Annotated in this window: 13 protein-coding genes; 3 read left to right on the forward strand and 10 right to left on the reverse strand. The window is 67.3% G+C overall.

What is annotated here, in order from left to right; genetic code table 11:
• Positions 1-28: 28 nt before the first annotated feature.
• The 6 genes from H8S47_RS03925 to H8S47_RS03955 form a co-directional block, all read right to left on the reverse strand.
• Positions 29-1,252: a DNA replication/repair protein RecF gene (locus H8S47_RS03925; protein WP_235982595.1), complete on the reverse strand. Its 1,224-nt coding sequence runs from the start codon at positions 1,250-1,252 to the stop codon at positions 29-31.
• Between the two features lie 64 nt (positions 1,253-1,316).
• Entirely contained in the window at positions 1,317-2,126 is an 810-nt protein-coding gene (locus H8S47_RS03935; protein ID WP_187502617.1) for a Coq4 family protein, read from the reverse strand.
• A 52-nt stretch (positions 2,127-2,178) separates the two neighbouring features.
• A complete protein-coding gene (locus tag H8S47_RS03940) occupies positions 2,179-2,607 on the reverse strand; it encodes a type II toxin-antitoxin system VapC family toxin (protein ID WP_268932979.1) in 429 nt (142 codons plus the stop codon).
• Positions 2,608-2,740: 133 nt separating this feature from the next.
• On the reverse strand, positions 2,741-2,854 hold the full coding sequence (locus H8S47_RS18635; protein ID WP_214654923.1) for a type II toxin-antitoxin system Phd/YefM family antitoxin: 114 nt from the start codon (positions 2,852-2,854) through the stop codon (positions 2,741-2,743).
• A 56-nt stretch (positions 2,855-2,910) separates the two neighbouring features.
• On the reverse strand, positions 2,911-4,029 hold the full coding sequence (gene dnaN, locus H8S47_RS03950) for a DNA polymerase III subunit beta (RefSeq protein ID WP_056017955.1): 1,119 nt from the start codon (positions 4,027-4,029) through the stop codon (positions 2,911-2,913).
• 143 nt (positions 4,030-4,172) lie between these two features.
• Positions 4,173-4,826: an outer membrane protein gene (locus tag H8S47_RS03955; RefSeq protein ID WP_187502619.1), complete on the reverse strand. Its 654-nt coding sequence runs from the start codon at positions 4,824-4,826 to the stop codon at positions 4,173-4,175.
• A gap of 140 nt (positions 4,827-4,966) precedes the next feature.
• Here H8S47_RS03955 and H8S47_RS03960 point away from each other — a divergent pair, with 140 nt between their 5' ends.
• Both H8S47_RS03960 and H8S47_RS03965 read left to right on the forward strand, forming a co-directional pair.
• Positions 4,967-5,650 (forward strand): histidine phosphatase family protein, encoded by a 684-nt coding sequence (locus H8S47_RS03960; RefSeq protein ID WP_187502620.1) that lies wholly within the window; start codon positions 4,967-4,969, stop codon positions 5,648-5,650.
• Positions 5,651-5,763: 113 nt separating this feature from the next.
• Positions 5,764-6,279, forward strand: a complete 516-nt coding sequence (locus tag H8S47_RS03965; RefSeq protein WP_187502621.1) for an invasion associated locus B family protein — start codon at positions 5,764-5,766, stop codon at positions 6,277-6,279.
• Positions 6,280-6,343: 64 nt separating this feature from the next.
• Here H8S47_RS03965 and H8S47_RS03970 read toward each other — a convergent pair whose 3' ends face one another.
• From H8S47_RS03970 to H8S47_RS03980, 3 genes are all read right to left on the reverse strand, one after another.
• The gene (locus H8S47_RS03970) at positions 6,344-7,087 is read right to left on the reverse strand and encodes a class I SAM-dependent methyltransferase (protein WP_235982596.1); all 744 of its coding nucleotides are present in this window, start codon (positions 7,085-7,087) and stop codon (positions 6,344-6,346) included.
• Positions 7,088-7,153: 66 nt separating this feature from the next.
• Complete coding sequence (locus H8S47_RS03975; RefSeq protein ID WP_187502623.1) at positions 7,154-7,426, reverse strand: DUF1488 family protein; 273 nt, start codon at positions 7,424-7,426, stop codon at positions 7,154-7,156.
• A 94-nt stretch (positions 7,427-7,520) separates the two neighbouring features.
• A complete protein-coding gene (locus H8S47_RS03980) occupies positions 7,521-10,727 on the reverse strand; it encodes an autotransporter outer membrane beta-barrel domain-containing protein (protein WP_187502624.1) in 3,207 nt (1,068 codons plus the stop codon).
• Between the two features lie 136 nt (positions 10,728-10,863).
• Here H8S47_RS03980 and H8S47_RS03985 point away from each other — a divergent pair, with 136 nt between their 5' ends.
• Positions 10,864-11,355, forward strand: a complete 492-nt coding sequence (locus tag H8S47_RS03985; protein WP_187502625.1) for a hypothetical protein — start codon at positions 10,864-10,866, stop codon at positions 11,353-11,355.
• Positions 11,356-11,484: 129 nt separating this feature from the next.
• Here H8S47_RS03985 and H8S47_RS03990 read toward each other — a convergent pair whose 3' ends face one another.
• On the reverse strand, positions 11,485-13,839 hold the full coding sequence (locus H8S47_RS03990; protein WP_187502626.1) for a TonB-dependent receptor: 2,355 nt from the start codon (positions 13,837-13,839) through the stop codon (positions 11,485-11,487).

Below are 13,839 nucleotides of genomic sequence, written 5' to 3' on the forward strand. Positions count from 1 at the left end.
GTGTTCAGCCGAAGATTATCTTTTTCTTTCAGTGGCTAATGTGGCCTACCGCGATCCGCGTCGCGCCGCTGTCGATCGCGTCGAACAGCGCATCTTCGGTGCCGGTCATCCACACCTGCCCGCGTCCCGACAGCCGCTCGAACAACGCCGCGCGCCGGGCCGGATCGAGATGTGCGGCGACCTCGTCGAGCAGCAACACGGGCGACTGGCCGGTTCGCTCCGCCACCAGTTCGGCATGGGCGAGGACGATGCCGAGGAGGAGCGCCTTCTGCTCGCCGGTCGAGGCGAGCGAGGCGGCACGGGCTTTGTCGAGATGCGTGACCGCGAGGTCGACGCGGTGCGGACCGACGAGCGTGCGGCCGGCGGCGGCGTCGCGTGCGCGGCCCTGGGCGAGGTCGGCTTGGAGGCGGGTGGTGTCGCCGTTCCAGCCTTCGAGCGTGAGGCCGGCGCGGGGAAACGGGCCGTCGTCCTGATGCGCAAGCTTCGTGCCGAGCAGGGCGACGGTCTCGCGCCGGGCGGCGTCGACCGCAGCGCCGTGCTCGGCCATCTGCGCTTCGAGCGCGGAGAGCCAGTCGCCGTCGGGGCGGCCGTCGTCGGCGAGCAGGCGGTTTCGCGCGCGCATCGCCGCGTCGTAGCGGGCGGCGTGGTGCGCGTGGGCGGGGGCGAGGGCCAGCGTGAGGCGATCGAGGAAGCCTCGGCGTTCGCCCGCCGGGGCGACGAAGAGGCGGTCCATCGCGGGGGTGAGCCAGAGGATCGTGAGCCACTCGGCGAGCGCGTTGGCGATGGTGGTTGCGCCCTGGATGCGGACGATGCGGCGCTCGGGGGCGGAGGCCAGTGTGCCGGTGGCGACGTCGACTTCGCCGGCTGCGGGAGCGTCCCCCAACCGCACCTCTTCTAACTCCCCTTCCGCTTGCGGGAGGGGTCGGGGGAGGGGCGCGCTTTCCTCGACGCCGGACGCCAGTACGTACGTCGTGCCCGCCCCTGACCCCTCCCGCAAGCGGGAGGGGAATACTGTTGCGCGTTCCGGGAACAGCGTGGCGGCTACACCGAAGCCGCCTGCCCCGCCCTGCCGCGCCATCTCGCCCAGCGCGGCCCGGCGCAGTCCGCGACCCGGCGCGAGCAGCGATACCGCCTCCAGGATATTCGTTTTCCCTGCGCCATTCTCGCCGGTCAGCACGACGAACCCGGGCCCCGGCGTCAACGTCAGGTCGGCATGATTACGAAAATCGGTGAGGACGAGGCGCGAGAGCATTGCACCGCCCTTAGCCGTAATTTTCGCCCCGCGTCAGCCTCAGACAGGCCCGCGCCAACCGCGCTCAGGCGGCGATCCGCTCCAGCACGGTCGCGGGCGCCGCCGCTGCGACCTCCGCCTTCTGCATGCTGAGATACGACGCGAGCGCCGGCCCGAGTTCGCGCTGCGCCCGCAGATACGCGACCGGCGTGACGATCCCGAGCCTCGCGCGCGCTGCGTCGAGCGGTTCGTGGAGGAGTTCGAGATAATCCTCGCCCGAAATCCACTTCGCCTTCCGCCCGTTGCGATAGCCTTCCCAGACCGCCTTCGCGAACAGCTTGCTCCCCGTAACACGCATGCTCTTCAACGCCGCCGCCGAGCCGATCAGCGCCCAGCCGAGCCCGCCGACCTGCGCGTAACTGAACGCGACGAGTGCCGCTTCGCCCATGCTTTCGTCTGCCTTGTAGCCGGTCAGCACGTGCCAGATGTCGTGCGTGTCGCGCACCCGCCGGCCGAACCACGCATAGGGATGCGCCAGATCGTCCTCTGACGGCACGAGCCGCGAAACCTCGACCAGTCCGTCCGCGGAATAGCCCGTCGTCTCGAGGAAAGTGCGATACGCCGCCCCGACCGTGCCGGGTGCAAAGCTCGCGACGAACGCGGGGTCGGAGAAACGCTGCGCCAGTTCGACGCGGTCATAGGCGATCCGCCCACCCTGCTCGGTGGCGATCAGCCGCGCGTAATTCATCGGCGCATTGCCGACGTTCAGCGCGCGCATGATCCGGAACACCTGCGTCGTGTCGTCGCCGTTCGCGAGCAATTTCTTGATCGCATCGAATGCGGTGCGCCAATCGCGACGACCGGTCGTACCGGGAAACGGAGGAAGCTTCGCCATCGAGTCGACTCCTTACTGACATTGCTGTTAGTAGTTAGTGAAGGGCGACGAGTCAATCGACGACGGTATCTACTTCGACGCGCATTTCCGTAGCCGCTTGCGCAAGATCGTGATCGAGTGTCGCCAATGACCAGCCACGGTCCATGACAATGGCAAGATGAAGTGCATCGTCGGAGCGAAGTTTCAAATCACCGCGATCCATCAGGGTCGCCGCTCGCTCGAAATCGGTTGCCGTTACCGGCTCAACGCTCAGTTCTCCGGCGCAAAATCGTTGCCACGCCTTCACCACACCGTTCCAGCCAACGGTGTCGATGACGCCCAGTCGCCGTTTCATCGCGAGCGCCCCGGAAAACTCGGTGACGACCCAATGGCTGATCATCAAACCGTCAGTCTGTTGTGAGAGCCAAGCACGAACATGCTCGCTATGCGCCTCAGCCGTGAAGGCCGACACCATCACCGCGGTGTCGCAGTAAAGGGTCAATACCGCGAGTCGTCACGCATCCGCCGGACGAGGTCACGTGCAGATGTCGGATCATAAGGCAGCGACTTCGCCAACGCCTCCAAGGCGTGAACGTCGATGGGCTTGCGACGTGGCAGCGGCGGTGCCTCGGGGGTCACGCGGCGAAGGGTTGGCCGTTGCGGGTGATTTGGACGGCCTCGCCGGCCTCGAGCCGGTCGATGAGCGTGCCTAGCTCGTCTTTCAGATCAGCAATATTGATCGAGTCCATGATCCGGCTCCTGCCTGCCGCTCCGCGTATAACACGGAGCGGCAGGCAGGACCGAATCAGACTCGCATCGGCATCAGCACGTACAGCGCCGGCGACTTGTCGTTCTCGCGGATCAGCGTCGGGGCGGCGGCGTCGGCGAGGTGCACCTCGACCATGTCGCCGTCGATCTGCGCGAGGATGTCCATCAGGTAGCGGCTGTTGAAGCCGATCTCGAACGGGAGCGCGACGTAATCACCGGGGACTTCTTCCGCCGCGGTGCCGTTCTCGGGCGATGTGACCGACAGCGTGATCTTGTCGCGGTCGAGTGCCATCTTCACGGCCCGCGTTTTTTCGGTCGCGATGGTCGAGACGCGGTCGACGCCTTCCATGAAGCTCTTCGGGTCGATCTTCAGGATCTTGTCGTTGCCGGTCGGGATCACGCGGCTGTAATCGGGGAAGGTGCCGTCGATCAGCTTCGAGGTCAGAATCGCTTGGCCGAGGTCGAAGCGGATCTTGGTCGGCGACAGCGACACGCCGACCGAGCCGTCGACCTCGTCGAGCAGTTTCCGCAATTCACCGATGCATTTGCGCGGCACGATCACGTCGGGCATCGATTCGGCACCCTCCGGACGCGGCAACGTGACGCGCGCGAGGCGATGGCCGTCGGTCGCGGCGGCCTTCAGCACCGGGTTCGAGCTGTCGCCGTCGGCGACGTGCAGGAAGATGCCGTTGAGGTAATAGCGCGTCTCTTCGGTCGAGATCGCGAAGCGCGTCTTGTCGATGATCTGCTTGAGCGTCTCGGCGGGCAGTTCGAACTGGGTAGGCAGTTCGCCTTCCGCGATCACCGGGAAATCGTCGCGCGGCAGCGTGCCGAGCGAGAAGCGCGCGCGGCCTGCGACGATGCTCATCCGGCCTTCCGACGCGGCGAGCTGGACCTGCGAGCCTTCCGGCAGCTTGCGCGCGATGTCGAACAGCGTGTGCGCGGACACGGTGGTCGCGCCGGGCTGGTCGACCGCCGCCGCGATCGATTCGTTGATCTGCAAGTCCAGGTCGGTCGCCATCAGCTTGAGCGTGCCCTCGGCGGTCGCCTCGATCAGCACGTTCGACAGGATGGGGATGGTGTTGCGCCGCTCCACCACGGACTGGACATGGCTCAGCCCCTTGAGGAGCGTTGCGCGTTCGATCGTCGCCTTCATCAAATTTCCCCCCGCCGCCACAGCCGGACTCGGGGCTGGGGGCAATCCGCAGATGGCTTACCCAACAACAAAGGGTCGGAGCAAGCGCCCCGACCCTTCTTTGATCACGGTAAACGTCGCGTTAAAACGCGCGCACCGTTCGATCAGAAGCGGAAGCCGTAGCTGGCGACCACCTGGTGGCGATCCGTGTCGACGTCGAATCGGCCGCTGGTGCCGCCGGTCGCATAGTCGATGTTGCTGCGCTCGTACTTCGAATAGCGATATTCGAGCTTGGCATAGCTGTTCGGACCGACCGCGTGCTCGGCACCGGCCCCGACGCGCCAGCCATCGAGATTGAAATCGGTGTCGGTCGTCTGGTTGGTGTCGCCGGCGAGCACGTTCAGCTTGGCATTGGTGTAGCCGCCCTTGACGTACAGCATCGTCGTCGGTGCGACGACATAGCCCGCGCGCGCGCCGACATAGATATCGCGGCCCTGCTTGACGCGACCGAAGCCGAAGTCGCTGGTATAGTCGTTGCGGTCGCTCTTCGAGGTCGATCCGGTCAGTTCGGCCTCTGCACCGAGCACGAAGTTGTTCGACATGGCGATGTCATAGCCGATACCGCCGCCGTACAGCAGGCCGTCGATCTTCTGGTCGTCGCGCCCGTTGTTGTTGGACACGCTGCTGCCGGCGCCGGTGTGGTCGTAGCCGAGCGTGGCCTCGACGCGGGGGCCGGTGAAGGTCGGGTTGGTCTGTGCGAGGGCGGGTGCTGCTACTGCGGTGGTGGCGAGCAGCGAGACGGCGATAAGCGTACGCATTGGGGTTACTCCTTACTATCTGGTCACCCCAAAACGCGGGGTGGACCGCTCCAATGGACCAACCGCCGGAGCGTTGCATGAACCCCAGATAAACACGGAAATCCGTTGCTTTTGCGCCACAGGGGGTTGAAACGCGGGCTATGATTCCAAGCCAACGGCAGGGTGACGCCGACGCCCGTTCAAGCGCTACTCCACACCCACGCAAGGGTCGGGATTTCGTCGCGCGGCACGGCGAAACCGTGTTCAATGCCGCGCACCGGTTGCAGGGAGATGCCGCGCATACGCCTTTGACGCGGGCGGGCTTCGCCCAGGCGGACGAGCTTGGGCGGGCGTTGCGCGGGTTGCTGGGGGCGAAGCCGGCGCTGGCGCTGTGGGCGTCGCCGACGGGTCGCGCGTTGCAGACGCTGGCGGTGATCTGCGAGCATCTGGAACTCGACTGGCATGGTGCGCGGACCGATCCGCGGTTGGTCGAGATCGACATGGGGTCCTGGGGCGGACGCTATTACGCGGACGTGATCGACGAGGTCGGGCCGGTGATGCTGCCGGGCGGTACGCTCAAGCCTGCGCCGGATGGCGAGACCTATGCTCAAATAGCCTCTCGTGTGAGCGGGTGGCTTGCCGAGACGGGGGAGGATACCGGCGACCGGCTGGTCATCATGCACGGGATTTCGAGTCGCGTGATGCTCGGCGTGATGACCGGGGCGGCGGTCGATCCGATACTGGGTGCGCCTGTCGCGAAGGGGTTGCCGCAGGGGTCGGTGACGCTGGTCGAGAGCGGCCGGGCCACCGTCCCGCATCTGGGTACGGGATTCGCGCCGGCGTGAGACTTGGTTGGCTCCAAGGCCTCAAACCGCGGCTGCGAACCTCTAACGCCCTCCCTGAATGGGAGGGTTTGGGGGTGGGGCGGCTTCCGCATGGTCGGACCGCTAGGGCTCAGATGCGCCGATCCACCCCCTGCCGCCCCCTTCCAGGGAAAGGGGTTTGGGTACTCGCGGCGTTATCACTCGTGGCCGCGGCGCCAGTGTCTTCACGCGACACGATCGGCATCTACAAGGGCTGGGGCAGTTTCCGCGACGCCAGTCCCGACCGCTGTTACGCGATCGCGCGGCCGGTGATGGCCGGGGGCCGATCGAGCGGTTTCGCCAGCATCGCGACCTGGCCCAAACGCAACCTGCGCGCATCGCTCCATATCCGCCTCAGCCGCGAGCGTGATCGATCGGCAGGCGTGACGCTGACAATCGGCGAGCGGCGGTTCCAATTGGTCGCGAACGGTCTCGACGCCTGGGCAACCGACGCACCGAGCGATCGCGCGATCGTCGCGGCGCTGCGCTCGGGCCGAAGCATGAGCGTCGAAGCGGTCGGAGTCGGCGGACGGCCATTCGCAGACGTCTACGCGCTGTCGGGCGCGGCGACCGCGATCGACGCTGCGGTGCTGGCGTGCTCGGCGCGGTAAGGCGCAACTTTTCAAGACGTCCCTGAACGGCTGGCCGACGCCTTCGACCAGCCGCAAGACCCGCTTACGGCTTGCGGAACTTGTAGGCGAACTGGTCGGTCTGGCCCCGGATCGCCGGATCGAACACGCCCTTGCTGTGATCGTCCGCCGGGTTGCGTAGCACGGTCGATTCGCCGACGAACTTGAACCCCGCCGCCTGGACCTGCGCCTTTACCGCCGCCGGATCGATCCGGTGCCGCACCTCGGTGCCGCTCATGCCGCTGCCGGGTGCGTCGGCGTGATCGATGACGATGTACGTGCCGCCACGCTTGAGCATCCGGAACACCGCGCCGTCGAACGCCCGCAACGCCGGCTCGCCCGCGCCCTTGTTGGGAATGTCGTGATAATTCTGCGCGGTCCAGAACACGTCGACCGGCCGAGGCGAGGTCGGCAGGTTGGTCGGCTGCACCTCGGCCGTCACGTTGGCGAGACTGCGCGCCTGCAACGCCGGCAGCGACGTCTCGGCGTATTTCGCACCGGCGGCCGGCCATACCGCATAGACATGCCCCTTGGGACCGACGATGCCGGTGAAGATCCGCGTCCAATACCCCGCACCCGGCAGGTAATCGACGACGACGTTGCCCGGCTTCACGCCCGAGAACGCCAGCACTTCGGCGGCCTTGCGGCGTGCATCGTCGCCGTGCTGGTCCCCCCGCGCGGGATCGGCCAATGCTTTCGTGATCGCCGGGCTCGCTTTCTGGGCATCGGCAACACCGGTGCCGGGGGCAATCGTCATCGCCAATGCGGCGCCCGTCCAGATCAACTTCATCATCCGTCTCCCACCAGTCCCGACGACGCTGCCAGATCGATAAACAGGATCGGCCGGAAGACGCCGCTAGTCCAGATCGTTCTCGCTGATCACGACGATCTCCTGGTCGGGATCGCGGGCCAATGCGACAACGCCGAGTTGAGCGATTCTTTCGGCATGCTGCTTGAAGATCGTCACCGCCTCACCCTCGGGCGATACGGCGCTGAGCGCTTCGAGCACATCGTACTGGACCGCGAACTGATAGCGTTCCTCGCTCACCTCGGCCTCGAACTCGACCTGGCGAAGGTCGCTGTTGTCCTCGAGGGTCTTGGTGTCGATGTTCAAACGGTCTTCGGCCATGATATTCGCTCCTCGCTATGCGCCGACAACAGTCCGGGGGCGGAAACGAGCCATACTAACCCCGAAAAGCCCCGCCCCCGAACTCAGCCGCCGCCTACAGTCCGATCTGCAGGCTCGCACGCAGCGACAGTGCGACGCGGCCCTGTTGCTGTTCGGCGTTGAACTCGCCACCCATCCTGAAGATGCCGTTGCCACCGACGCCGCGCAGCTTGCCGACCCAGCCGCTGGTGCGCTTTTCGGGAGTCAGCGTGAACGACTGACCACCTTCGAACGCCGCAGTGGTCGCGCCGAGGCCGCCACCGACGATCTGTCGACGGCCACCCTCCGCCTCGACGCGGAACCAGCCGTCCTGATAGTCGGGACCGCCGAAGTTCAGACCCAGCGCGCCACTGCCGGTGACCGCGAGTTCGTCGCTGGTGCGCGACTGGACGACGAGGTCGATCGCCTTACCGCCGCCGGTCTCGCTATAGCCGTCCTCCTTGAGCTTGTAGTAATCGATCGCGAGGACGGGGCGGAAGATCAGCTTGCCCTTGCCGGCCTCGTACGACAGCCCGCCGGATGCTGCGTAGAGCGTGCCGTTCCAATCGCCGTTCGTGGTCCGATCGACCGCTTCGCTACCGATCGCACCGTTGAAATTACGCGAACCATCGAATGTGATCGTGGCGCCCGAGACGCGCGCATTCGCCTGCAGACCGCCCCAATGCCCGCGCCAATATCCGGCCAGTTCATACTGGTTCGATCGCACTTCGTTGTTGGTGCCGTCATCGGCATCCTGCCCGTTCAGATACGCGAGCGAGGTCCCGAAATTGCCGACGCCGGTCTTGTATTCCGCACCAGCCGAAACGCCCCAGCCGCTGATGTCATAGCCTGCGGTATCGGCGACGCTTTTCGACGTGCCCCATGCGACCTGCGTTACCCAATAGCCCCACTTCCCCTCGTCCTTGAACGGGCCATGCGGGTCGGCGAGCACGCGGGCGGTTGCGCGCGAGCCCATCGTGACCGCCTCGAATGTGCCGCCGGCATGATCGGGCAGCATCTGGCGGACCGAGCCGCGGAATGCGTCGCCATCGGTGATGTTGAGAAACGCACCGCCGATTTTCGCGTCGTTGCCGAGCGCCTTGTAGATCGCGTCATAGGCCGACGCCTGCGAGCGGTTGAGCCCGAGTTCGGTCGACGATTTGCGCGCGACGTCGACTGCGAGTTCGTTGCCCGTGCCGGTCGCGATGCTGCCCTTGTAGAGGAACGGGAGCAGGGTCGTGGTCGCGGTGAGGTTTGCGGCACCCGTCAGCGTACCGGCGCGCAGGACCGTGTAGCGTCCCTCGGCATCGACGACGCTGGTGAGCTTCAGCGCGAGCTTCGAATCCTTGTCGAACGCCGCAGTGCCCGCGACCTGGATCGCCGTGCTGGTGCCGCCGGCCTTGTCGAGCGTCACCGCGAGCACGCCGCCGCCGGTGACCGAGAGCGAGGCGATCGACGCGGCCTTGGTGATGTCGAGCGTGCCGCCGGCGACCGCGACCGCGAGTCCTTGTGCGTTGGCGAGCGTGCCGGAGAAGCGCGAGGTGCCGCCGAGCGTCAGCGTATCGGTACCGCCACCGAAGTCCGCCGCACCGTTGAACACAGACGTACCGGCCAGCGCGAGCGCGTCGTTGCCCGCGCCGAACACCGCGCCGCCGGTGAAGTTCGCGTCACCCGACAGCACCAGGCGGTTGTTGCCGCTGCCGAACCGTGCGGTGCCGGTGACGGTGCCGTCCGCCACGTCGAACAGATCGTTGCCGGTGCCGAAGCGCACGTCGCCGACCATCGCGGGCGCGGCGATGCCGGTCGCGACCGCGGTCTGGCGGAGGATCGTGCCGGTCGTGTTCGCCGAGAGATCGACCGCGACGTTACGCTCGGAGGTGGCGAGCGCACCCGAAGCACCGATACCGCCGCTGTTCTCGACCAGAGTGACGGTGCCCGACCGGTCGAGGATGCCGATCGCGGTGCCGTCGGCGGCTTGTGCGGTCGCCTTGATCGTGCCGCTGTTGCGGACCGTCGCGACCGAGGCACCGGTGTCGATCAGCACCGCCGTCGAGCGCGATGCCGCCGTGCCGCCGCCGGCTGCCGAGATTGTGCCGGCATTGCGGATTTCGGGGGTCGACGCACCGCTGCCGAGTTTCAGCGCGGTTGCGCTCGCGCCGTTAGCCGCCGCCGCGACGGTCCCGTTGATGCCGATCCCGCCGGCGATCGTCACCGCGCCGCCAAGCCCACCGATGGCGAGGCCATTGCCCTCGACGCCACCATAGACGCCGCTACCCGCGATGCCGCCATCGACGATCAACCCGTAGCCGGTCCCGGTGCCGGCAATCGCACCGATCGCGACAGCGCGCGTGGCCGATCCGATCTGCACCGCCGGCGCTGCGCCGAAGGAGGTGATCGCCGCCGAGCCTTCGGTCGCGTCGGGAAGACCGTCCTTGTCCTCGTCGGTATCGGTCGTGCTCGCGTCCTTTGGCGGGATCGCGAAGATGATACCGCCCGAGACGTTGCCCGCGACGACCAGCGCGGACCCGCCCTGCAACAGGTCGTCGGCGTCGAGCTTGGTCGTATCGGCCGGCGCCGTCGCATAGCGATAGCCGGTCGAGCCGAGCGCGCCCTGCACCACCAGCGCACCCGCGATGTCGCCGTCGACGCGCGCGGCGACCGCACCCTGTCCGATCGCCGCGATCGTGCCCGCGAGCCGGACGTTGCCGGTGACGTCGGCGATCCGCACGCCGGTCGATCCGTTGCCGGTGACCGATGTCTGGCCGTCATGCGTGAAGGCACCGGTCAGCGGCCCGCCCAGCCAGATGCCCGCGGAGTCGTTGCCCTTCACCGTGATCGCGCCGCTGTTGACGATCGCGCCCGTGTAGGCGCCCGCGGTGCGGATGCCGGTGCGTCCGGTGCCCGCCGCGAACGGCCCGTCGAGGTCGCCGTCCTTGTCGGTATCGGTCGCGACATAGCTTTCGTCGACGATGATCTTGCCCGCCGCCGCGTTGGTGATGCCGCCGCCGGTGCCGGCATTGGCGAGGATGCCGGTCGATCCGTCGGCGTTGGTGACCTGGATCGTACCTTCGTTGGTGACAGAATTGACGCTGTCGACCGTGACCGCGGTGCCGCTGGTCGGCGTCACCGAACCCGCCGCGGCGATGCGGATGTTGTCGGGTGCGCCCGCCTTGATCGTCGAGGTCCGCACCGCATCGGTCCGCTTGGTGTCGATCACGGTCTGCGCCTGCAGCGGCGACGTGATCGCGAACAGGCAGGTGGTGGTCAGCAGGAGACGACGCATACGGAACCCTTTTCGATGTGTTTTCGAAAAGAGGACGGAGGCGGGGCTCGCGAACCTTGAACCGCGCGCTATTATCCCGTGGCACCAGGAACCCGGCGGCGCGTTGTCGGCTCGATAATTTCAGGGAAACGCCAGCATGATCACTACCATCGCCGAACTCGACCGCATACGCGACGACAGCAAGCGCCTCGTCACGACGCGCTCGATGATGTCGGCGGGGGCTGCGGTCGTGCCGATCCCCGGCGCGGATATCGTCGCGGACATCGGCCTGCTCACCAAACTGCTGCCCGAAATCAGCAAGCGCTTCGGCCTCGATCACGACCAGGTGAAAAAGCTCGAGCCGCAGATCGCACAGCAGGCGCTGGTGATGGCGTCGAGCCTCGGCAACACGATGATCGGCCGGATGGTGACCAAGCGCATCGTCGTCGCCCTCCTCCGCCGCGTCGGCGCACGCGTCGCGGTCGGATCGATGGCGAAGTTCATCCCCTTCGCGGGCTCGGCGGTGGCCGCGACGATCAGCTTCGGCGCGATGAAGCTGGTCGGCAATTCGCATGTCGAAGATTGCTACAAGACCGCCCTCGCACTGCTCCCCTCCGATCAGCGAGCGCTGGCAAACGCCAAGGCGTAAACGTCGGCACCTTCTAGCTCCCCTCCCTGGAAGGGAGGGGCTGGGGGTGGGTTCACCCGCTCGAGCCACCACCGTTCGAATGCGCGGAAGCCGACCCACCCCCGACCCCTACCTTCCAGGGAGGGGAGCTTAGAACGCCGCATCGAGTCCGATCCTTACCGTCCGAGGACGCTGCGGCGTGATCTGCCCGCTCCCCACCTGGAACGGCGTCCCCAACGCGAACCGGTTGCCAACGCTGTCCGTCAAATTCGTCACCCCAAACGTCACCCCCAACGACTGCCGCCCAACCCGCGCCGTCAGCGCCGTATCGAGATAATCCCCCTGCTCCTCGCCAAGCACAGGCCCGACCCCGAGCCGCGACCGCCCCACATACCGCGCCCACCCATATACCCGCAGTTCCAGATCCCGCCCGACATCCCGCCGGTAATCCGCGCCCAGCCGCCCGGCATAGCGCGCGATGTTCGGCACCTGGCTCATCCGCGCGAGCGCCACGAACAGCGCCGGGCTGGGCTCGGTCACGCGGCTGTCGTTATAGGTGAAGCCCGCGTCGAACGTCAGCCCGGCGACCGGCTTCCATCCGCCCGCCGCGCTGAACGTCCAGATCCGCCCGTCGCCGATATTGGCGGTGCTCGGCAGACCGGTCGCGTCGATGAAGTCCGCCTGGATATCCTGCCAGATCGTGTGCGACACGCTCGCCGACAGATACGCGCTGTCGATTCCGGCAAGCCCATAGCGCACGCCGCTCTCCAGCGTCCGCACGCGATCATTCTCGAACCGTCGCACGAAATCGCTCTCGATCGCCAGCCCGCCCGGGCGGAATCCCTGCTGGTACCGCCCGTACAGCGACACCTTGGGCAGCACCGCGGCGATCAGCGAGGCGGACGGCAGCACGCTCGTCTCGATCCGGTCCGCGGTCACGCGCGCACGGGCGAGCGCGACGGTCTCCAGCCGCGCCGGCGCGACGTCCTCGCCAGTGCCTGCCAGCGAGGCCCGCGTGACCCGAGCGCCAGCGATCGCGGTCAGGCCACGCACCAGTTGCACGCTCCCCTCGCCGTACAGCGTCGCCTCGTCGATGCTGTTGGTCACACCCGTCACCGGCGCCGGCGCATCGACCGGCCCGAGCGACCGCGACAGCCGCGTCCGGTTGTGCGTAAAACTGCCACCGACCACCCAGCCGAACCCGTTCCGCATCGGCCGCCAGACCCGCGTCTCGTTCGCGATCATCGACGTCGCGTTGCGCTGTGCGAACACGCGGGCCTCGCCTTCGGGCAGCGTCGCGTCGTAGCGCTCGGTCAGCGTCTGGCCGACGATCCCGGTCGAGGATTTGACCTTCAGCCCGCCGATCTCGCCCGATACGACCACCTGCCCCATCGTGTAATCCGCCGAGAAGCCCTGCACGATCGCGCTCGATCGCGTCAAAGCAGGCGCGTCGCGGTCGGCATATTGGCTGTCGTCGCCCTTGGTCCATTGCCCGATCCCGCCGAGATCGACGGTCCAGCCATGCCCCGCATCGAGCCTCAGCATCGCGCGACCGCCGCCGATCCGCGTCCGGTTCACGTCGCGCCGGTCGAGCACCGGATTGTCGATATACCCGCCTTCGCTCACCCCGTAGCCGACGACGCGCAGCGCCACCCGCTCGCCGAGCGGCACGTTCAGCGTCGCGCCCAGGTCCGCACCCGGATCGCCTTGCCACGTGGCCGACAGACCGCCCGCGATCGTCGCCGACACCGCGCCCAGCTCCGGCGCATTCGGCACGGTGCGGATGATCCCGCCGAGCGACCCTGCGCCGTACAGCGTCCCCTGCGGCCCTTCGAGCACCTCGACCGACGCGATATCGTACAGCCGAAGATCGGGATCGGGCGCGTTGTAGCTCAGCCGCAAGTCACCGAAATACTGGCCCACCGTGGTTTGCGTCGGCCCCGTGAAACTGGAATCGGCGATGCCGCGGATGAACAGCTTGTTGCGCCCCGCCCCCAAATGCGTCGACGATACGCTGGCCAGCCGCGCGAGGATCGCCTCGGTCCCGCCCGCACCGCCGAGCGCGAGATCGGCCCCGTCGAGCAACGCCACCTGCCCTGCGAAATCGCGCAACCGGACGTCGCGCTTGCTGCCGGTGACGACGATATCCGCGCTTTTGACCGCCGGTGCCGGCACGGGCACGATCTTCGGACGTTTCACCCGGACTATCGCGACGTGCGGCGCGCGCGCAACGAGCCGCCATCCCAACGGTCCTGCGGCTGCGACGTCGGCGTTTGCCGCGACTGCGAGCCGGTCGAGCGCCTCGCGTGCGCTCATCCGCCCACGCACGGCCGGCACGCGCCGCGCCCAAAGTCTTGGATCGCCGACGACGATGCTCGTCCCCGACTGACGCCCGAGCGCCAACACCGCGTCCCCAAGACGCCCCGCTGGCAAGTCGACCGCCCCCTGCCCCGCCTGCGCGGGAGCGGCGACGGCGAGCGCCGCGACGACCAGACATCCGTGCAT

It is taken from the genome of Sphingomonas albertensis (genome assembly GCF_014358075.1).
Taxonomy (GTDB): Bacteria; Pseudomonadota; Alphaproteobacteria; order Sphingomonadales; family Sphingomonadaceae; genus Sphingomonas; species Sphingomonas albertensis.

Excerpts from the sequence above, each read along its gene's own strand:
- H8S47_RS18635 (WP_214654923.1), bottom strand. The coding sequence starts at position 2,854 with ATGGACTCGATCAATATTGCTGATCTGAAAGACGAGCTAGGCACGCTC.
- H8S47_RS03935 (WP_187502617.1), bottom strand. The coding sequence starts at position 2,126 with ATGGCGAAGCTTCCTCCGTTTCCCGGTACGACCGGTCGTCGCGATTGG.
- dnaN (WP_056017955.1), bottom strand. The coding sequence starts at position 4,029 with ATGAAGGCGACGATCGAACGCGCAACGCTCCTCAAGGGGCTGAGCCAT.
- H8S47_RS03975 (WP_187502623.1), bottom strand. The coding sequence starts at position 7,426 with ATGGCCGAAGACCGTTTGAACATCGACACCAAGACCCTCGAGGACAAC.
- H8S47_RS03970 (WP_235982596.1), bottom strand. The coding sequence starts at position 7,087 with ATGAAGTTGATCTGGACGGGCGCCGCATTGGCGATGACGATTGCCCCC.
- H8S47_RS03960 (WP_187502620.1), top strand. The coding sequence starts at position 4,967 with ATGATTCCAAGCCAACGGCAGGGTGACGCCGACGCCCGTTCAAGCGCT.
- H8S47_RS03990 (WP_187502626.1), bottom strand. The coding sequence starts at position 13,839 with ATGCACGGATGTCTGGTCGTCGCGGCGCTCGCCGTCGCCGCTCCCGCG.
- H8S47_RS03955 (WP_187502619.1), bottom strand. The coding sequence starts at position 4,826 with ATGCGTACGCTTATCGCCGTCTCGCTGCTCGCCACCACCGCAGTAGCA.
- H8S47_RS03985 (WP_187502625.1), top strand. The coding sequence starts at position 10,864 with ATGATCACTACCATCGCCGAACTCGACCGCATACGCGACGACAGCAAG.
- H8S47_RS03965 (WP_187502621.1), top strand. The coding sequence starts at position 5,764 with ATGCGCCGATCCACCCCCTGCCGCCCCCTTCCAGGGAAAGGGGTTTGG.
- H8S47_RS03925 (WP_235982595.1), bottom strand. The coding sequence starts at position 1,252 with ATGCTCTCGCGCCTCGTCCTCACCGATTTTCGTAATCATGCCGACCTG.
- H8S47_RS03980 (WP_187502624.1), bottom strand. The coding sequence starts at position 10,727 with ATGCGTCGTCTCCTGCTGACCACCACCTGCCTGTTCGCGATCACGTCG.